A 19,579-nucleotide genomic window follows, 5' to 3' on the forward strand; every position below is an offset into this window, starting at 1 on the left:
AGAGGTCTCTCAACAGCAGCGACAGCGACAGCAGCAGTGACCCGTGGCGACGCGAGCAGCGCGAAGAGACCGCGCGGTGGCGGCCGTGAAGAGCTCGGGAGTCACTGCCATGCGGTCAAGGAGACCGAGAGACCCGTGGCGCTGTCAACTCGGACGTCGCGTACGGGGTGACTGGTTCATCACATCCGGTCGCGGTGTTCGCCCAAAGGTTTGTGCCCCCCGGATTGAGGACACGTGGCGCAACACCCGTGCGCATGAACGTCGTTGTACATCTGTGACCGGGTCGTGATCATGGTTGCCCGGCCGGGTGGCGGTCGATGCGTCCGGCGGTGGCCGCGGACTCCGGTCCGTGGGGTCGAGGACGGTGATCACCGGACCGTATGGGACGGTTCAGGGTGATATGAACACTTTCTGATTCCCCTTGGTTCCGCAGAGTGAATAACGGACCCAATAGCAGATCTCGGCTTGACTGGCGCGGATCGGCACACTTGTAATTTCACACGTGTCGTTCAGCCGCGATCGATAACGACGGCATCACGGGGACGCAAAGACGGACGAGGGGCGCACATGACCGAGCTGTTCCAGGAAGTGCTGGTCGAAGAGGTTGACGAGGAGCTCGGCTGGCAGGAACGCGCGTTGTGCGCCCAGACCGATCCCGAGTCGTTCTTCCCGGAGAAGGGCGGCTCCACCAGGGAGGCGAAGAAGGTCTGCCTCGCCTGCGAGGTCCGTTCCGAATGCCTCGAGTACGCACTCGCGAACGACGAGCGCTTCGGTATCTGGGGCGGATTGTCCGAGCGTGAACGGCGACGCCTGAAGAAGGCCGCCGTCTGATCAACTGGCGGGCGGCGAATGCTCGTACAGTCGCGGACTGCTTTCACGGACGAGAAGTACGCCTGGTTGTACGACAGGTTGCAGGACCGGATGGGCAGCACGGACTGAGCCGTTAGTGTGTGGCTCGTCCTTGGCGCCCCGCTCCCCGCTGGGCGGTGCGCCTGAGAGTCCGTCGCAGCGTCCTTCGGGGGGATCACCGCCCCCCGTACCCCGGGAGGGGCCCGCACCCCGATGTCCGTGCACAGCCATACGGCGGCCCAGTACGAGGCGGCCACACCTGAGTTCCCGCGGCACGTCGTCACCGCCGTGCTCGTCTCCCACGACGGCGCGAGGTGGCTGCCCGAGGCGCTGTCCGGTCTGCTCTCCCAGGAGCGCCCCGTCCAGGACGCCATCGCGGCCGACACCGGCAGCGCGGACGAGTCGGCGCAGTTGCTCACGGAGACCCTCGGCCCGGACCGCGTGCTGCACATGGCCCGTCGCACCGGATTCGGCGCCGCCGTCGACGAGGCCGCACGCACGGCCTGGGTGCCGACGCCCGACGACCTGCCTTATCTGAAGCGCCCCAGCGGCTGGGACCCGGTCACGCGCACCTGGCGCGACGACGCCTACGACATGCCGGAGCTGCCGCACGGTGAACCCGTCCACTGGCTGTGGCTGCTGCACGACGACTGCTCTCCCGAACCGGACGCGCTGTCACGGCTGTTGAGGGTCGTCGACGCCGACCCGAAGGCCACCCTCGTCGGACCCAAGCTGCGCAGCTGGTACGACCGCAGGCAGCTCCTGGAAGCCGGGGTGTCGATCGCGAACAGCGGCCGCCGCTGGACCGGTGTCGAACGCCGCGAGCAGGACCAGGGGCAGCACGACCAGGTGCGGACGGTCCTGTCGGTCTCCAGCGCCGGAATGCTCATCCGCCGCGATGTCTTCGAGGAGCTCGGCGGCTTCGACCAGCATCTGCCGCTGATGCGTGACGACGTCGACCTGTGCTGGCGTGCGCACTCCGCCGGGCACGGCGTGCTGATCGTCCCCGACGCGGTGGTGCGGCACGCCGAGGCGGCCTCGCGTGAGCGGCGTCCCGTCGACTGCGTCGGCCGCGGAGCGCGCGGCGGCGCCAGCCCGCACCGCGTGGACAAGGCCGGAGCCGTCTACACGCTCCTCGCCAACGTGCCCTCCTCGAAGCTCGTCTGGGTGATGCTGCGCCTCGTGCTCGGCACGCTGCTGCGCACGCTCGCCTATCTCGTCGGCAAGGTCCCCAGGCAGGCACTCGACGAAGTGCGGGGCCTCACAGGGACGCTGCTGCGACCGGGACGGCTCATCGGCGCGCGCCGCAGGCGCGGCAAGCCCGCCGTCCCCTACAGCGAACTGCGGCATCTCTTCCCGCCGCCCGGGGCGACCGTGCGGGCCACCGCCGAGCAGGTCGCGAGCAACTTCGGCGGACGCGCGGAACCGGACATGTCCTCCGGCGGCCGGCACGGCGCCGTGGAGTCGGGTCCCGGTGACGACGACGCGGACTATCTGGAGGTCGAGCAGTTCGCGCGGTTCAAGCAGATCGCCCGCAAGCCGGGTCCCGTGCTCTTCGCGGTGCTGCTCCTGGTGTCGCTGATCGCCTGCCGCGAGCTGCTGGGCAGCGGAGCCCTCGCCGGCGGTGCGCTGCTGCCGGCTCCCGCCGACGTCTCGGACCTGTGGGGCCGCTACGTCGACGGCTGGCATCCGGTCGGCATCGGCGGCACGCAGACGGCGCCGCCGTACCTCGCGATCGTGGCCATGGTCGCCACCGTCTTCTTCGGCAGCACAGGCTTCGCGCTCACCCTGCTCCTGGTCTTCTCGGTGCCGCTGGCCGGCTTCACCGCGTACTTCACCTCGCGGCCGCTGGTGGAGTCCCGGCTGCTGCGAGCCTGGGGAAGCGTCGCGTACGCCTTCCTGCCCGCGGCGACCGGTGCGCTCGCGGGAGGCCGCATCGGCACGGCCGTGCTGGCCGTGACGCTGCCTCTGCTGGCGCGCGCCGCCCTCGCCGTGAGCGGTCTGCGTGGCGCGCCGGGCTGGCGGACCGTATGGGGCTACGCGCTGCTCCTCACGCTGACGACCGCCTTCACGCCCATCGTGTGGCTCATCGCGCTGACCCTGACCGCCGTGCTGTTCGTACTGCGGCGGCTGGGCTTCGCGGACACGCTGGAGGGTCCAGCGGCCGATGGGCTCGGGCGAGGAACGGCGATCCGCAACGGAATCGCCCTCGTGACCCCGATGGTGCTGCTGGCCCCGTGGTCGCTGTCGCTGCTGATGAGCCCGTCCGGACTCTTCCGCGAAGCCGGTCTGCCCTACGGGGCCGGCTCCGGTGACGCGCTCGGCCTGCTCACCCTCACCCCCGGCGGCCCCGGCGCGGCCGGCGGCCTGCTGCTGATCGGTGTCGTGCTCGCGGCCATGGCGGCCCTGCTGCGCGGGGAACGGCAGCCCGCGATCCGCGTCGCGTGGGCCGTGGCCCTGGTGGGGCTGCTGTACGCGGCGCTCGCCAACTCGGTCGCCTGGGCCGGTCCTGCCACGCTCGTCTACGGGCTCGCGCTGCTGTGCGCCGCCCTCGTGGGCGCGGAGGGCGCCAAGGAGCGCGTCGCGGGACAGAGCTTCGGCTGGAAGCAGCCCGCGGCGGCGATCGTGGCCGCGGCGGCGGTGGCCGCTCCGCTCGTCGCCGCCGTCGGCTGGATGGTGGGTGGCGCCGACGGGCCCCTGTCGCGCCGCGACCCGGTGCAGGTACCAGCGTTCGTCGCGGAGGAGAGCCGGACCAGCGACCAGGCACGCACCCTCGTGCTCTCCGGCAAGGCCGGCGACGCGTCCCGCTCCCCGTCGGACGTCTCGTACTCGATCGTGCGCGGCTCGGGAGCCAGGCTCGGTGACGGTGACCTGGCGGCAGCGGGAGGCGACGACGCCCGGCTCGCCAAGGTGGTCGCCAACCTCGTCGCCGGTTCCGGTGCCGACCAGAGCGAGCAGCTCGGTGGCTACGCCGTGCGCTACGTGCTCGTACGGGACGGTGCGCCCCGGCAGATGAACCGCGTGCTGGACGCGACGCCGGGGCTGACCCGTCGCAGCCAGGAGGACGGCAGCGCGCTGTGGCGGGTGGACCGCCAGGTCTCCCGCGCCAGCGTCGTGGCCGCGGACAAGGACAAGGCAGGCGGCGCGGGCGGGCAGTCCGCCGTCCCGACCCCCGTGCCGGCGGGGCCGCTGGAGGTCCACACGGATCTGCGGCCGGGGGAGTCCGGCCGGATCCTCCGCCTGGCCGACGCCGCCGACCCCGGCTGGACGGCGACCCTCGACGGCAAGCCGCTGGAGACCGTCACCGTCGACGGGTGGGCGCAGGGCTTCCGCCTCCCTGCGGGCGGCGGCCGGCTGGACGTCACACACGAGACGAGCGCGACGCACACGGCATGGGTCTGGGTGCAGGGCTTCCTCGCGGTCGTGACGGTCGTCCTCGCGCTGCCCGGGCGGCGACGCCGGGTGGACGACGACCTTCCGGAGACGGCTGCCGCGGCCGTGCCCGCGCAGGGAGCCGGGGGCGGACGCAGGGCCCGGAGGCTCGCCGCCGCGGAGGCGGCACGCGCCGCTGAGGCAGGCGAGCCCGGTATCGCGGATGTGCCCGGGCCCCCGCCGCACGCTCCGGACGTTCCAGCTCAGGCGGCGTACGGGGCGGACGCCGACGGCGGTGCGCGATACGGCGGCGATTACGAACAGTCCTACGGTGAGCGGCAGTTCGAACCGTCGCCCTACGACTCGCAGTACGGATCGCCCGGTTACGACGCCTCGTACGACCCGTCGCCGTTCGAGCCGCAGCAGCGGTCCTACGGCGGCGAGCGGCAGCAGTACGACGAGGGCTACGGGCAGCAGTACGACGACCCCTTCCCGGCGCAGCAGTACGACGCCTACGAGGGCACCGGTCAGGCCGACCCGTACGGCTACGACCCGCGGTACGGCAACAGGAGCGATCAGCAGTGAACCGCACGAGCATGACCCTCATCGGCGCGGCCACGGCACTCGCGGCCCTGACGGGCGTCGCCGCTCTCGCGGCCCCCGATGGTGAGGACCTCGGCAGCACATCCGCGGCCGGACGCAGGCCCGTCGAGCGTTCGACGCTCGTCTGCCCGCAGCCCAGCGTCTCCGACGTCGCGGAGACCCGGTACACGGCCTTCGCGCCCAAGGGAGGCGAGGGGAAGGGCGGCGCCGAGCTCTACCGCGCCGAGAAGGCGGACACGGGCGGCTCGGAGTCCGGGGACGGCAAGGACGAGGGCAAGGACAAGGGCAAGGGCGGGGACAAGGACAAGGGCAAGAACCGGGACAAGGACAAGAAGAAGCCCGAGCCGGATCCGAAGCCGTTCGCCCCGCTGAGCACGCCGGGCAAGCCCGTCACGGCCGACTCCGACTCCTCCAGCGCCTCCGCCCTGTTCGGGTCCGCCGACGGCCGGGTGGCCCCCGGCTGGACGGTCCAGCAGACGACGAGCGTCGCGGTCGGCGCCGGCCGCGGCATGCAGGGCACGGCGTGCTCCGTGCCCGACACCGACTTCTGGTTCCCGGGTGCGAGCACCGCCAAGGAGCGGCAGGACTACGTCCACCTCACCAACCCCGACGACTCCAGCGCCGTCGTCGACCTGAACCTGTACGGGAAGAAGGGCCGGGTGAGCTCCGAAGCGGGTGAGGGCATCACCATCCCGCCCCGCTCGACCGTGCCCGTGCTGCTCTCCACGCTGACGTCCGAGCGGCTGACCAACGTGGGCGTCCACGCCGTGGCCCGTGCCGGACGCGTGGGCGCGCAGGTGCAGGCGGTGGACGAGAAGGCGGGCGGCGACTGGGTGTCGTCCGTCGCCGACCCGGACTCGAGCGTCGTGCTCCCCGGAATCCCCGGCGACGCCACGGCAGTTCGCCTCGTCGTGCTCGCTCCGGGCGAGAACGACGCGGATCTGAAGGTCAAGCTCGCGAGCCCTTCGGGGCAGATCGCGCCGGCCGGTCACGAGACGGTGCACGTACGCGGCGGCATGCTCACCGCCGTCGATCTGAGGGACCTGACCAAGGGGCAGGCGGGTTCGCTCGTCCTCACGCCGTCGGAGGGCGGCGCCGGCGCGACCCCGGTGGTCGCGGCGGCGCGCGTGACCCGGGGCAAGGGCTCGAAACAGGAGACGGCCTTCATCCCCGGCACCGCGCCCCTCACCGATCGTGCCACCGCCGCCGACAACCAGGAGAAGGGCTCCCAGCTCTCGCTCATGGCGACCGGCAGGACGGTGAAGGTACGCGTGACCGCGTCGGCGGGCAGCAAGGGCGGCAGCCCGGTCAGCCAGACCTACACGGTCAAGGGGAAGACGACCAGGTCCATCGCCCCGCCCCGGCCGAAGGGCCTGAAGGGCACCTACTCGGTGACCGTCGAGCGGCTCTCGGGCGGGCAGCTGTACGCCTCGCGGATGCTGGACGAGAAGAAGGGCAAGGTGCCCGCGTTCACCATTCAGACGCTGCCCGACGACCGCGGCAAGGTGCTGGTTCCCCGCTCCGGGCAGGACCTGTCCGTACTGAACGACTGACCGCGGCGGGCCGCGGGTCCGCGCGATTCCGGTCAGGTTCACCAAGCCACGTCGGATCAAGTCACGTCGGATCAAGTCACGTCAGCGGTACGGGAGTTCGTCGTCGGCTCCACAGCCGTGCCGTCGGCGTGCGACGGTGAGTCGCACGTCACACTTGTGGCTGTCACATCCCGCAGGGCTGTCCCGTCATGGAGGTGTAACCACCAGCAAGGGCAGAGGAGCTCTTCCATGGACGCTCGATTGGACCTCTTCGGCAACCAGTACGCCGCGAAGATCCTGAAGCACATCGCCGCGGTGAGCAAGGTGCTCTCGGACTCGACGCTGCCGCCCGCGACGCAGGAACTGGTGAAGCTCCGCGCCAGCCAGATCAACGGCTGCGGATTCTGCACCGACATGCACACCAAGGACGCGATGGCGGCAGGTGAGACCACGGTGCGCCTCAACCTGGTCGCGGCCTGGCGCGAGGCCACGGTCTTCACCGATGCCGAACGCGCCGCTCTGGAACTGGCGGAGCAGGGCACCCGCATCGCCGACGCGGCCGGTGGTGTCACCGACGAGGCATGGGCGAACGCCGTCAAGCACTACGACGAGGACCAGCTCGCGGCCCTGGTGTTCGCGATCGCGCTCATCAACACCTTCAACCGCGTGAACGTCATGGTCCAGATGCCCGCCGGCGACTACCAGCCCGGCATGTTCGGGTGACCGGGTGACGGGATAGCCGGTCCGTCAACGCGGCGTACGGGCCGGGACGGCCGATGCCGTCGGCACCATTTCGCACACCCCCGGGCCCTCGCGGGGCCCGGGGGCTCCCGTGCCGTCCTGCCGCCACGGCCTGCCCGCCCGGCGGCGGCCGGACGGCCGCTCAGCTCCCGTCGCCGGAAACGCCGGGGATCGGCGCTCCCGCGGGCATGCCTGCGGCGACGTACTCCTCGTACAACGGGCGCCAGGGTTCGGCCGATTCGCCGTGCGGACCCTCCGCCGTGGCGCCCGACACGTGCTTGCCCAGTTCGGCCAGGCACACGGTCCAGCCGGCGGCGTTGCGCGCGGCGGTGTTCTCCGCCTCCAGCACGTTGATCAGGGTGAGCGTGCAGCTGCGGTCGTCAACTGGCTCGATCTCGAAGTGCAGTTCGTCGCCGCCCCACGTGTACGCGAGACGCCGCGGAGGGTCGTAGGCGAGGAGGGTGCCGGTACTCGCCTCGAGGTTGGGGTCCCCGGAGAACTCGATCTTTCCGCCCTCGTGGGAGTCCATGCGCACGGTGCTGGGGAACCAGTGCGCCAGCTCCGCGGGGTCGGTGACCGCGGCCCACAGCCTTTCGGCAGGGTGCGGATAGGTGCGCTGGAACCGCACCGCCGGGCGGCCGTTGTATTCGAAGTAGCTTCCACGGTCCATGACTTGCTCTCCTGCCCTCGTACTCGTCAGCGTCCCCGCCCACGGTTCTCGTCCCGCGGCCGTTCCTGGGTCCGCTCGTCCTCGCCGCTCCTGGGCTCGCTCCGGTCGAGGTGCCGGCCGAGCGCGTCGAGCCGCTCGTTCCACAGCTGCCGGAACGGCGCCAGCCATGCGTCGAGCTCGGCCATCTGCTCAAGATCGATCGAGTAGATGCGACGTTGCGCATGGACACGGACTTTCACCAGGCCCGCCTCACGCAGGACCCGCAGATGCTTGGACGTCGTCGGCTGCGTGAACCCCAGCTCGTCGACGAGTTCGCCCACCGCGCATGCGCGCTCGCGCAGCACGTCGAGCATCGCCCGACGATGGGGATCAGCCAGCGCAGTCCACGTGGCATCCATCACGGAGCCCAATATGCCTCCTCGCGTATATACGTGTCAAGGAATATAAGAAACCGCACGGGATCCAGGACTCTGATGCGTCGGGTAGCCGGACGGTCACGAAGTGCGAGCAATGCCTCGGCCTCCAAGTCGCCGCCCGCGCACGGCAGCTGGGCCGCCTCTGGGCCCTGGCCTAGTCCTGCCCGTACCGCGGGTCCACCGACTCCGGTGAAAGGCCCAGCAGTTCGGCCACCTGCTCCACGACGACCTCGTGCACGAGCAGCGCCCGCTCGTCACGGTTGCGGGTACGGATCTCGACCGGGCGCCGGTAGACGACGATCCGGTCCGGCCGTCCGCTCTTCGACTCGGCCACCCGCCCCAGCGGTACCGCCTCGGCCTGTTCGTCGAGTTCGCCGTCGTCGCTGCGGGGCACCTCCTGCACCGCGAACTCGACGCCGCTCAGCTGCGGCCAGCGCCGCTCCAGCCTGCTGACCGAATCGCGCACCAGGTCGTCGAAGGCTTCCGAACGGCTGACGGCAAGCGGTACTTGGGGCGGCGCGACGGGTCCGCGCATGCCGCGCCCGTGACGGTCGCGCCGTCGCGGAGCGTGATCGGAGTCGCCGGGCCGACCGGGTCCGTCCGGTCCGCGAGGCGGTACGGGGCTGTTCACGCCACGAGCGTAGCTCCCGCACGGCGGGGATCGGTGGTCACCGGGACGTTCACGGTCGTGTCACAGAGTGACCGGTGTCATGTTCTTTCGGGTCGCTTTCCGTTGCCAGAACGATCGGTGATCTCGCGACGCTCGACCTGGTTCGGAGCAACTCCCGACCGCTTGACGTGTGATGCCCGACTCTCCCCGGGCGCAAGGGTGTCGGCGTCCAAGCTTTCCCGCAGATCAGGTGTTTCAGGCCAACCGGGACGACACGACGGAGTGACGTCAAGGAGAGTCGTCGCAGGCCGCTCAAGAGTGCGGTACGGTCCATCGTCGTGAGCCCTGTACGTCGCTGTTCGCGAACCGCCTGCGGCCGTCCCGCCGTCGCGACGCTGACGTACGTCTACGCGGACTCCACCGCGGTGCTCGGTCCGCTCGCCACATACGCCGAACCGCACTGCTATGACTTGTGTTCGGAGCATTCCGAACGTCTGACTGCCCCCCGCGGATGGGAAGTCGTACGTCTCGCCGTCGACACCGGCCCGGCACGCCCGAGCGGCGACGATCTCGAAGCACTCGCCAACGCCGTGCGTGAGGCTGCCCGTACGCCGCGGCGCGACCCCGACTCCATGGCGCCCTCCGACGCCGTCGGCGGCCCCGAAGGCCGCGACTCCGACCCGATGGAGGTCGCGCGCCGAGGCCATCTGCGCGTACTGAGGTCGCCCGAGCCGTAGGCCCCGCGGCATCACGGCGGATACGAGGCCCTGCGCGCAGCGCGCCCGACAGGCCCTGGCCACACCGGAGATCGCGGACCCAGCGGGTAGATTTCCACCCAGTAGCTGCCGAGAACCCGAGGACCCAGGAGAGGGCTGCCCCGTGGCTGATCTGTCGGAGATCGTGAAGGCGTACGACGTTCGCGGCGTCGTGCCGGACCAGTGGGACGAGTCGCTGGCCGAGTTGTTCGGAGCCGCCTTCGTACGCGTCACGGAGGCGTCCGCGATCGTCGTCGGGCACGACATGCGGCCCTCCTCGCCGGGACTCTCCCACGCGTTCGGACGCGGAGCCGCCGGCCAGGGCGCAGACGTCACGGAGATCGGTCTCTGCTCGACCGACCAGCTCTACTTCGCCAGCGGCCAACTCGGCCTGCCCGGCGCCATGTTCACCGCGAGCCACAACCCCGCCCGCTACAACGGCATCAAGATGTGCCGCGCCGGTGCGCTTCCCGTCGGACAGGACACGGGGCTGGCCGACATCCGCGAACTCGTCGAGAGCTGGGCCGAGTCGGGGGCCCCGCAGCGTCCGGACGGAGTCCCCGAGGGGACCATCGGCGAGCGGGACGTGCTGTCGGACTACGCGGCCCATCTGCGCACGCTCGTGGATCTCACCTCCATCAGGCCGCTGTCCGTCGTCGTGGACGCGGGGAACGGCATGGGAGGACACACGGTTCCGACCGTCTTCGAGGGCCTGCCCCTCCAACTCGACGCCATGTACTTCGAACTGGACGGCACGTTCCCCAACCACGAGGCCAATCCGCTCGATCCGAAGAACATCGTCGACCTCCAGCAGCGCGTGCGCGAGACGGGTGCGGACATCGGGCTGGCCTTCGACGGGGACGCCGACCGCTGCTTCGTCGTCGACGAGAAGGGCGACCCGGTCCCGCCGTCCGCGATCACCGCGCTCGTCGCGTCACGCGAACTCGTCAAGTCGCCCGGTTCCACCGTCATCCACAACCTGATCACGTCCTGGTCCGTGCCCGAGGTCGTACGGGAGAAGGGCGGTACGCCCGTGCGCACACGCGTCGGGCACTCGTTCATCAAGGCCGAAATGGCCCGCACCGGGGCGATCTTCGGCGGTGAGCACTCCGCGCACTACTACTTCCGGGACTTCTGGAACGCGGACACCGGCATGCTCGCCGCCCTGCACGTGCTCGCGGCGCTGGGCGGTCAGCAGGGGACGCTGTCGCAGCTCGTCGCCGAGTACGACCGCTACGCGGCCTCCGGCGAGATCAACAGCCGGGTCGACGACCAGGCCGGCCGCGCCGCCGCGGTCAGGGCCGCATACGAGGGCCGGGAGGGCGTCGAGCTCGACGAACTGGACGGGCTGACGGTCACCGCCGACGACTGGTGGTTCAATCTGCGGGCGTCCAACACCGAGCCGCTGCTTCGGCTGAATGTCGAGGCGCGCGACCGGGACACGGCGGACGCGGTGCGGGACGAGGTCCTCGCCATCGTGCGCGCCTGAGCTGCGGACGGTCGTGAGCGCCTGCGCCCGCGGGCGTTCACGGCCCCACATCCCGCGCCCGCAACGAGATCGCCGCCGCCGGGCCGGGACCGTGCCCACGGGCACGCCGCCCGGCCGCCGGCGGCCCTCGCCCGCACGACGACAGCGACATCCCCGGCGGTACGCTGACCGCAGCCGCCCGCCTCCGAAAGGGACAACTCATGCCGCTCGAAGCCGGTCTTCTGGAGATCCTCGCCTGCCCGGCGTGCCACTCGCCGCTCCGCGAGGAGGCCGAGGACCTGGTGTGCACCGGTACCGAGTGCGGTCTCATCTATCCGGTGCGTGACGGCATTCCGGTTCTCCTCGTCGACGAGGCCCGGCGCCCCGGCTGACGGGCCGCCCACCCGCCGCACGGCCCCAGGCAGCACACTCCTCACCCACAGCACGCGGCGCAGGCAACTCGTCGTCCAGCGGCCGATCGGAGGCTCCGGAAGATGCTCGACGAGTCACAGCTCGACTCTCCAGAGGCCCTCGCCCGTGCGGACACCCACGCGCTGCTGCGCGGCACCGCCGAAGCGGGCGCTCACGTGCGCACGGCGGTGCGCCGGGCCACCGAGACGGGGCTGAGCGCGCTGCGGCCCGACGGACGGCCGCGTGCGGTGTTCGTCGCCGGGCCCGGACCGGCTCCGGCCTGCGCCGCCGATCTGCTCTCGGCCCTCGCCAACGGCGCGCTGCCCGTCACGCTGCTGCGCCCCTCCGGACCGCTCGCGGCGCCCGGTGCGCTGCGCTGGACGCTGCCCGGCTGGGCGGGTTCGCTCGACCTGCTGCTGGTGACGACGCCGGACGGTGACGAGGCCGGTCTCACGATGCTGATCGAGCAGGCCTACCGGCGCGGCTGCACCGTCGTGACCGTCAGTCCGGCCGATGTGCCCGTGGCCGAGCTGACGCGGGAGACGCACGGGCTCGCGGTGCCGCTGAGTACGGCGCCTCCGGCGGCATGGAGAGGACCGGCGGACGGTGCCCCGGCCCGTAACGGCGCCGGTCCGGCCCAGGAAGCTCCCGCCGCCGGGGAATCCGGCGCCGACCTCCCTCCCGTACCGCATCCACAGCCCGTCGGGCCGCGGATGTCGGTGGTGCCCGGCCTCCTCTGGCCGATGCTCACCCCGCTCCTCGTGCTCTTCGACCGCGTCGGTCTGTTCGCCGCCGGAGACGAAGCGCTGGCGTCGCTGGCCGACCGACTCGACCGCGTCGCGGAACGCTGCGGGCCGGCCGTCGCCACGTACAGCAATCCGGCCAAGTCGCTCGCCACCGAACTCACGGGAACTCTCCCGCTGTTGTGGAGCGAGGGTGCCGTCGCGGGAGCCGTCGCACGGCACAGTGCGGCCACGCTCGCGGCGCTCCCCGGCCTCCCCGCCCTGGCCGCCGGGCTTCCGGAGGCGATGGCAGCGCACGGCGCACTGCTGTCCGGCTCGCTCTCGCCGGGCTCCGGCCTCGACGACTTCTTCCGCGACCGCGTGGAGGAGCCGGAGTCGCTGCACGCGCGAATCGTCCTGATGCGGGACCAGGCGCCGGGCACCGAGTCCGCCGTGGTCGCCGCCCGCGACCTCGCGTACGGGCACGACGCCCCGCTCAGCGAACTCGAACCCGCCGAGGGCAGCAGCCCCTTGGAATCCGCCGCCGAACTGATCGCCACCGTGGATTTCGCCGCCGTTTACCTCGCGCTCGCCGACAGCGGCGCACCATCGCCCTGACCGTCCCACTTGCCGAACTGCCCCAAGAAAGCGAAGCGCCGCCGCATGGACCGCCTCATCAACACAGTCCGGCCCTACGCCTGGGGCTCCACGACAGCCATCCCGGAGTTCCTCGGCAGACCGCCGAGCGGCGAGCCCCAGGCCGAGCTGTGGATGGGCGCACATCCGGGAGCTCCCTCGAAGCTGGGCCGCGCCGGCGGCGAGCAGGCTCTGACGGGAGTCATCGCGGCTGATCCGGAAGGGGAGTTGGGGCCGCAGACCGTACGGGCCTTCGGTCCGCGGCTGCCGTTCCTGCTGAAGCTGCTCGCGGCCGCGTCGCCGCTGTCGCTCCAGGTGCACCCCGATCTGGAGCAGGCGCGGCAGGGCTTCGCCGACGAGGAGGCGCGCGGCGTCCCCGTGAACGCACCGGAGCGCAACTACAAGGACGCCAACCACAAGCCCGAACTGATCTGCGCGCTCACGGACTTCGACGGTCTGTGCGGCTTCCGTCGCGCGACGGAAGCCGCGGATCTGCTCGCAGCGCTGGACGTCGACGCGCTCAAGCCGTACGTGGACATCCTGCGGGCGAGCCCCGAGAGCGAAGCGCTGCGCGAGGTGCTGACCGCGGTGCTCACCGCGGACCCGGAGGAGATCGCCGGGACCGTCGAGAAGGCGGCAAGGGCCTCGGCACGGCTCGCTGCCGGCGCCGGCACGGACGGGGCCGACGCAAGCGCCGAAGCCCGTGCGTACGCCGTGTGCGCCTCGCTCGCCCACCACTACCCGGGCGACCCGGGCGTCATCGCCGCCATGCTGCTCAACCACGTGACCCTGCGCCCCGGAGAGGCCCTCTATCTGGGCGCCGGAGTACCGCACGCGTATCTGAGCGGACTCGGCGTGGAGATCATGGCCAACTCCGACAACGTGCTGCGCAGCGGGCTGACCCCCAAGCACGTGGACGTACCGGAACTGCTCCGCATCGTCCGCTTCGAGCCCGGCGAACCGGCCGTCCTGCGTCCGGAAGCCGGTCCCGGCGGCGAGGAGCGCTACGAGGTGCCCATCGACGAATTCCGCCTCTCCCGCTTCGTGATCGCTCCGGGCGCGGCGGTCGGTCCGCTCGAAGCGCTCACTCCGCAGATCCTTCTGTGCACCGGGGGTCACGTCGTGCTGCGCGGCGACGCGAGTCGGGGAGAGGGCCAACTGGCCCTGGAACGTGGGCAATCCGCCTACGTACCGGCGGGCGAACGGGTCGATGTGACGGGTGAAGGTACGCTCTTCCGGGCCACCGTGGCTGTCTGACGGGCGCCCGCTCGGGCCCGGACGGACACGGACGGCAACCACCGACGACAGCGCGGATCCCCGCGTCATCACCGAGAGAGGGACGACCGACTCGTATGAGTGCATCAGGCGGTTCGAAGGCGATCATCGCCGCGCTGGGCGCCAACTTGGCGATCGCAGCGGGCAAGTTCGTGGCCTTCGTCTTCAGCGGCTCGTCCTCCATGCTCGCGGAGAGTGTGCACTCCCTCGCCGACTCGGGGAACCAGGCACTGCTGCTGCTCGGCGGAAAGAAAGCCAAGAAGGAGGCGAACGAGGAGCACCCCTTCGGCTACGGCCGCGAGCGGTACATCTACGGATTCCTCGTCTCCATCGTCCTGTTCACCATCGGCGGCGTCTTCGCCCTCTACGAGGGATACGAGAAGATCAAGCACCCGCACGAGCTGGAGAGCTGGTACTGGCCGGTGGGTGTGCTGGTCTTCGCGATCATCGCGGAGACGCTCTCGTTCCGTACGGCCATCAAGGAGTCCAACGAGGTCCGCGCGTCGATGACTTGGACCCAGTTCGTACGCCGCGCCAAGGCGCCCGAACTGCCCATCGTCCTCCTCGAGGACCTCGGCGCGCTCGTCGGACTGGTCCTCGCGCTCTTCGGCGTCGGCGCCGCCCTTGCGACCGGGAACGGCGTCTGGGACGGCATCGGCACGCTGTGCATCGGGGTGCTGCTTGTCGTGATCGCGATAGTGCTGGCAGCGGAGACCAAGTCGCTGCTGCTGGGGGAGTCCGCCGATCCGGTCGAGCGCGAGAAGATCCGCGCCGCCCTCGTCGACGGCGACACCGTGACGCGCATCATTCACATGCGGACCCTGCATCTGGGCCCCGACGAGCTGCTGGTCGCCGCGAAGGTGGCGGTGCAGCACGACGACACCGCGGCGGAGGTCGCGCGAGCGATCGACGCTGCCGAGGACCGCATCCGCGAGTCGGTGCCGAGCGCGCGTGTGATCTATCTCGAGCCGGACATCTACAGGCCCGCGGCATCCTCCGCGTCGAGCTGATCGGTCCGGGAATGTCCGGGTTCGCTCGCCGCTGAACTCCCGGCGCTGCGACCCGAATGCATCTCTCTGCGCTCTTTGTCAAATTATGTGCGGAGGTGTGGAAGGCCCCAGTGTTGGGCATCGGCACAACTGCGCGCACTGTGCGGCCGAAAACAGTCCAGGTCCGCCCTTGCTCGCACCGTGGGCAATCCGTTCGACTGGACGAGCGGTGTAAATTCGTAGTGCACAGACGTCGCTGCTGATGGCAGATCGGCCGGTCCGCGCCGCGGGCCACCGAGGGAGAGAGGGCCTCCGACGGACTGGGCTGCGAGCAAGGGATCAGTGTGCCCGTGTGTGCTGTGTCACGTACGCAGTGCAGGCACCGCACACGGAGCCCGAGCGCCGCAGCACGGACCTGTCAGCCATGACCTCGACTTCGAGGAGAGCAGCTCGCATGACGACGACCTCCAACGGCCAGGATTTCAAGGTCGCGGACCTTTCCCTTGCGGCCTTCGGCCGCAAGGAGATCACCCTGGCCGAGCACGAGATGCCCGGCCTGATGGCGATCCGCAAGGAGTACGCCGCTGACAAACCCCTCGCAGGGGCCCGCGTCACGGGGTCCCTCCACATGACCGTGCAGACGGCCGTCCTGATCGAGACCCTGACGGCGCTGGGCGCCGAGGTCCGCTGGGCGTCCTGCAACATCTTCTCCACGCAGGACCACGCCGCCGCGGCTGCGGTGGTCGGTCCCAACGGCACCCCGGACAACCCGCAGGGTGTCCCGGTCTTCGCCTGGAAGGGCGAGACGCTGGAGGAGTACTGGTGGTGCACGGAGCAGGCCCTCACGTGGCCGGGCGCCTCCACCGGCGGACCGAACATGATCCTCGACGACGGCGGCGACGCGACGCTCCTCGTGCACAAGGGCGTCGAGTACGAGAAGGCCGGCGCCGCTCCCGCCGTCGACACGGCGGAGAACGACGAGCACCGTGTTGTCCTGGAGCTGCTGAACCGCACCCTGCGGGAGAGCCCGCAGAAGTGGACCCAGCTGGCCTCCGAGATCCGTGGTGTGACGGAGGAGACCACGACCGGCGTGCACCGTCTGTACGAGATGCACCAGGACGGGTCGCTCCTCTTCCCGGCGATCAACGTCAACGACTCCGTCACGAAGTCGAAGTTCGACAACAAGTACGGCTGCCGTCACTCGCTGATCGACGGGATCAACCGGGCCACGGACGTCCTGATCGGCGGCAAGACCGCCGTGGTCTTCGGCTACGGCGACGTCGGCAAGGGCTGTGCGGACTCGCTCCGCGGCCAGGGCGCCCGCGTCCTGATCACGGAGATCGACCCGATCTGCGCGCTCCAGGCCGCGATGGACGGCTACCAGGTGGTGACCCTCGAAGACGTCGTCGAGACGGCGGACATCTTCATCACCACCACGGGCAACAAGGACATCATCATGGCGTCCGACATGGCCCGGATGAAGCACCAGGCGATCGTCGGCAACATCGGTCACTTCGACAACGAGATCGACATGGCCGGCCTCGCCGAGATCAAGGGCATCGTCAGGGAAGAGCTCAAGCCGCAGGTGCACACCTGGACCTTCCCCGACGGCAAGGTGCTCATCGTGCTGTCCGAGGGCCGGCTGCTCAACCTGGGCAACGCGACCGGGCACCCCTCGTTCGTGATGTCCAACAGCTTCGCGAACCAGACGATCGCCCAGATCGAGCTGTTCACGAAGACCGACGCCTACCCGACCGACGTCTATGTGCTGCCCAAGCACCTCGACGAGAAGGTCGCCCGTCTGCACCTGGACGCCCTCGGAGTGAAGCTCACCACGCTCCGCAAGGACCAGGCCGACTACATCGGTGTCCCCGTCGAGGGCCCGTACAAGCCGGACCACTACCGGTACTGATGGACGGCCGCCCGCCGCACCGCCCTCTCACACGGGGCGCCGGCGGGCACCCGTGAGCGATGCCGAGGCCCCCGCCCGCCTGGTGGGGGCCTTCGGCTTGCCCGCATGCTCCGCACGTAGAGTCCACGCATGCCACGCGGCCGGTATTCGCTCCACGATCCGCACGACCACACCCCCCTCTTCAACGAGCACTTCCAGTGCGCCACCGGCCCCTCCGGCTGGCGCTACGTCTCGCAGATCACCACCCCCTCCGGAGACCACGCCGGCTCCGTCGATCTGGCCCTCGACGAACTCGGCCGCCCCGTCCGGCTCGAACTCCACGCCGGCGGCTGGCAGGTCCGCGGCGCCGCCCTGGACGGCGTCACGTGGGTACGCACCGACCCGGCAGGCGAACACGCTCAACAGGGCAATGCCGCCGCGCACTCCTTCACCGGTGGATCCCCCGCCTTCCTCATCGCGACGTCCCGGCTGCTGCGCCCGGCCCCCGGTGCGCCGGCCACGCGCGTGCGCCTCGTCGCGCTGACACTCCCCGTCCTGGCACCTCGCACGCTCGACCAGTCCTGGACGCTGGTGACCACGGAAACACACGCCACTGACAACGGGCCTCTGGTCGTCGAGAACTACCAGGTCGGCGAGGTCGACACCGGTGAGCAACACCCCGTCCACATCGCCGGAGACATCGTGCTCGCGGCTCCCGGCATCGAACTGGAGGAACTGGAGTCACCGCCGTCCGGCTTCGGCTGAGGCGCCTCGCGCCTCACGAAGGCGGCACGAACCCCGTGGTCCGAGGAGGCTCGGGCACCTTCTCCCCGGCGGGCTGACTCTCCGCGGCCGTGCCCGAGACCGGCACCCACGGACGACCGGACCCGCCATCCCCACCCGCCCAGTGGGAAGCGCCCGGGGCCGAAGGGGCGGCTGGGAGCGGACGCGCCTGAGCAGCGGGCAGCGGACCCGCGGGTGCCCCGGTCGCCTGGGGGCCGAAGGTCCGATGCGCCTCCCGCGCCTGCCGTTCCGCGACGACCCCGGCCAGATATGCCGCCGCAGGTACGCCGTACGGCGCCGGAACGCCCGTGCACGCGACGAGGTCCGCCGCGAGCTGCTCCGCCATCGACCGGCTCACCGCCTCGTCCAGCTGCCCCGCACGCATCAGGTACTGGCGCACGGCCAGCCAGAGACCGCCCGGCACACGCGACAGATCCAGCTCCCCGAAGCTGCCCGCCAGCCAGGCCGGAGGAGGCGGCGCGGGCGCACCGCTCGCCTCGGGCACCCGCTCCCTCACGACGAGGGTCCCGGCGAAGACGTCACCCAGCCGCCGCCCGCGCGCCGAGATCAGCGACGCGGCACAGGCCACGACGCCGAAGAACAGCTGGATCTCGATGACCCCGATCGCCCCACGCACCAGCGCGTGCCTGAACCGGATCGGCCCGCCGTCCTCCCGCAGCACCCGCAGACCGCACAGCAGCTTGCCGACGGACTTCCCCCGGCTCAGGGTCTCCACCGCGACCGGAACCCCGACCAGCACCAGCAGGAAGAGCGCCACCTGTACGGCTGCCAGCGCCGCGTCGTCCAGGGACGCCACGGCTGTCAGCAGCGCCAGTGAGATGGCCAGGTAGACGGCCCAGGCGAGCACCAGGTCGATGAAGACCGCCAGCGCCCGCGTCGGCAGCCGCGCGGGCCGGAGACCCAGTACGACGGCATCTCCCGTTACGAGCTCGCTCACCGTGCCTCCGCTCACAGCCGTCGTCCTCCTTTGCACAGTCTGCCGTCCCCACCGAGCGGTCTGCCAAGCTCTCACCATGGACCTGGATGTCTTCGTCGCCGCGCACAGGGCGGAATGGGACCGGCTGGACCAACTGCTGCGCCGCCGGCGCCGCCTGTCCGGCCAGGAGGCGGACGAACTCGTCACGCTCTACCAGCGCACCTCAACGCATCTCTCCCAGGTCCAGTCGAGCGCCCCCGACCCCGCGCTCGCCGGAAGCCTCACGTCCCTCGTGGCACGCGCGCGCAGTGCCGTGACGGGTCCGAGGAAGGCCTCGTGGCGCGACGCCGCGCACTTCTTCGCCGCCGGATTCCCCGCCGCCGTGTACCGCAGCCGCAACTGGTGGGTCCCGGCCGCGCTCGTGTCCGTCGTGATCGCCGCCCTCATCGGCTGGTGGATCGGTACGCATCCCGACGTGCGCTCGGCGATCGCCGCCCCGGACCAACTCCGCGAGATGACAAAGCCGGGCGGCCAGTACGAGTCGTACTACTCGAGCCACCCGGCAACGTCCTTCGCGGCCCAGGTGTGGACGAACAACGCCCAAGCCGCCGCGGTCTGCCTGGCGTTCGGCGCGCTGCTCGGCATCCCGGTGCTGTGGGTCCTCTTCCAGAACATGCTCAACCTCGGGATCGGCATCGGCCTGATGGAGTCCGCGGGGCGGCTCGACACCTTCCTCGGCCTCATCCTTCCGCACGGAATCCTCGAACTCACCGCGGTCTTCGTGGCCGCGGGCACGGGCCTGCGACTGGGCTGGACCGTCATCGATCCAGGGCCGCGCAGCCGGCGCGTCGCGCTTGCCGCGGAAGGACGTTCAGCGATCGGCATGGCCATCGGTCTGGCGGCGGTCCTGTTCGTCTCC

General features: G+C 70.8%; 17 protein-coding genes (1 of these 17 only partly in view). 13 read left to right on the forward strand and 4 right to left on the reverse strand.

Annotation, left to right across the window (positions count from 1 at the left end):
• Positions 1-567 precede the first annotated feature (567 nt).
• The 4 genes from G4Z16_RS21510 (at position 568) to G4Z16_RS21525 (ending at position 7,079) form a co-directional block, all read left to right on the forward strand.
• Complete coding sequence (locus G4Z16_RS21510) at positions 568-831, forward strand: WhiB family transcriptional regulator (RefSeq protein WP_028436999.1); 264 nt, start codon at positions 568-570, stop codon at positions 829-831.
• Between the two features lie 231 nt (positions 832-1,062).
• A complete protein-coding gene (locus tag G4Z16_RS21515) occupies positions 1,063-4,806 on the forward strand; it encodes a glycosyltransferase family 2 protein (RefSeq protein WP_197352337.1) in 3,744 nt (1,247 codons plus the stop codon).
• Positions 4,803-6,377 carry a DUF5719 family protein gene (locus G4Z16_RS21520; RefSeq protein WP_197352338.1) on the forward strand — a complete coding sequence of 525 codons (1,575 nt, stop codon included), beginning with the start codon at positions 4,803-4,805 and terminating at the stop codon, positions 6,375-6,377. Before G4Z16_RS21515 ends, G4Z16_RS21520 begins: the two co-directional genes overlap by 4 nt.
• A 228-nt stretch (positions 6,378-6,605) precedes the next feature.
• Entirely contained in the window at positions 6,606-7,079 is a 474-nt protein-coding gene (locus G4Z16_RS21525) for a carboxymuconolactone decarboxylase family protein (protein ID WP_197352339.1), read from the forward strand.
• Between the two features lie 160 nt (positions 7,080-7,239).
• Here G4Z16_RS21525 and G4Z16_RS21530 read toward each other — a convergent pair whose 3' ends face one another.
• From G4Z16_RS21530 to G4Z16_RS21540, 3 genes are all read right to left on the reverse strand, one after another.
• On the reverse strand, positions 7,240-7,767 hold the full coding sequence (locus G4Z16_RS21530; RefSeq protein ID WP_197352340.1) for an SRPBCC family protein: 528 nt from the start codon (positions 7,765-7,767) through the stop codon (positions 7,240-7,242).
• A 26-nt stretch (positions 7,768-7,793) separates the two neighbouring features.
• Positions 7,794-8,165, reverse strand: a complete 372-nt coding sequence (locus G4Z16_RS21535) for an ArsR/SmtB family transcription factor (protein ID WP_197354816.1) — start codon at positions 8,163-8,165, stop codon at positions 7,794-7,796.
• Positions 8,166-8,337: 172 nt separating this feature from the next.
• Positions 8,338-8,814 carry a metallopeptidase family protein gene (locus G4Z16_RS21540; protein WP_425508100.1) on the reverse strand — a complete coding sequence of 159 codons (477 nt, stop codon included), beginning with the start codon at positions 8,812-8,814 and terminating at the stop codon, positions 8,338-8,340.
• Between the two features lie 317 nt (positions 8,815-9,131).
• On the opposite strand from G4Z16_RS21540, the gene G4Z16_RS21545 reads away from it, so the two are divergent.
• The 8 genes from G4Z16_RS21545 (at position 9,132) to G4Z16_RS21580 (ending at position 17,705) form a co-directional block, all read left to right on the forward strand.
• Positions 9,132-9,530, forward strand: coding sequence for a DUF3499 domain-containing protein (locus tag G4Z16_RS21545; RefSeq protein WP_197352342.1), 399 nt, complete (start codon positions 9,132-9,134; stop codon positions 9,528-9,530).
• 142 nt (positions 9,531-9,672) lie between these two features.
• Positions 9,673-11,037, forward strand: a complete 1,365-nt coding sequence (locus tag G4Z16_RS21550; protein ID WP_197352343.1) for a phosphomannomutase/phosphoglucomutase — start codon at positions 9,673-9,675, stop codon at positions 11,035-11,037.
• A 200-nt stretch (positions 11,038-11,237) separates the two neighbouring features.
• On the forward strand, positions 11,238-11,408 hold the full coding sequence (locus G4Z16_RS21555; RefSeq protein WP_197352344.1) for a Trm112 family protein: 171 nt from the start codon (positions 11,238-11,240) through the stop codon (positions 11,406-11,408).
• 102 nt (positions 11,409-11,510) lie between these two features.
• Positions 11,511-12,767: an SIS domain-containing protein gene (locus tag G4Z16_RS21560; protein WP_197352345.1), complete on the forward strand. Its 1,257-nt coding sequence runs from the start codon at positions 11,511-11,513 to the stop codon at positions 12,765-12,767.
• A gap of 45 nt (positions 12,768-12,812) precedes the next feature.
• Positions 12,813-14,042: a mannose-6-phosphate isomerase, class I gene (gene manA / locus G4Z16_RS21565; RefSeq protein WP_197352346.1), complete on the forward strand. Its 1,230-nt coding sequence runs from the start codon at positions 12,813-12,815 to the stop codon at positions 14,040-14,042.
• 95 nt (positions 14,043-14,137) lie between these two features.
• The gene (locus tag G4Z16_RS21570) at positions 14,138-15,070 is read left to right on the forward strand and encodes a cation diffusion facilitator family transporter (RefSeq protein ID WP_197352347.1); all 933 of its coding nucleotides are present in this window, start codon (positions 14,138-14,140) and stop codon (positions 15,068-15,070) included.
• Positions 15,071-15,503: 433 nt separating this feature from the next.
• Positions 15,504-16,961, forward strand: coding sequence for an adenosylhomocysteinase (gene ahcY, locus G4Z16_RS21575; RefSeq protein WP_197352348.1), 1,458 nt, complete (start codon positions 15,504-15,506; stop codon positions 16,959-16,961).
• Between the two features lie 129 nt (positions 16,962-17,090).
• Positions 17,091-17,705 (forward strand): hypothetical protein, encoded by a 615-nt coding sequence (locus G4Z16_RS21580; RefSeq protein WP_197352349.1) that lies wholly within the window; start codon positions 17,091-17,093, stop codon positions 17,703-17,705.
• Between the two features lie 13 nt (positions 17,706-17,718).
• Here the strand turns inward: G4Z16_RS21580 and G4Z16_RS21585 are convergent, their stop codons facing one another.
• Complete coding sequence (locus G4Z16_RS21585) at positions 17,719-18,681, reverse strand: RDD family protein (RefSeq protein WP_197352350.1); 963 nt, start codon at positions 18,679-18,681, stop codon at positions 17,719-17,721.
• A 76-nt stretch (positions 18,682-18,757) separates the two neighbouring features.
• On the opposite strand from G4Z16_RS21585, the gene G4Z16_RS21590 reads away from it, so the two are divergent.
• Positions 18,758-19,579, forward strand: partial view of a stage II sporulation protein M gene (locus G4Z16_RS21590; RefSeq protein ID WP_197352351.1) — the 5' portion only. Its footprint extends 186 nt past the window's final position; 822 of the gene's 1,008 nt are visible here — the first part of the coding sequence; it begins with the start codon at positions 18,758-18,760; the stop codon falls past the right edge of the window.

Origin of the sequence: Streptomyces bathyalis, from assembly GCF_015910445.1 — a bacterium.
GTDB lineage: Bacteria > Actinomycetota > Actinomycetes > Streptomycetales > Streptomycetaceae > Streptomyces > Streptomyces bathyalis.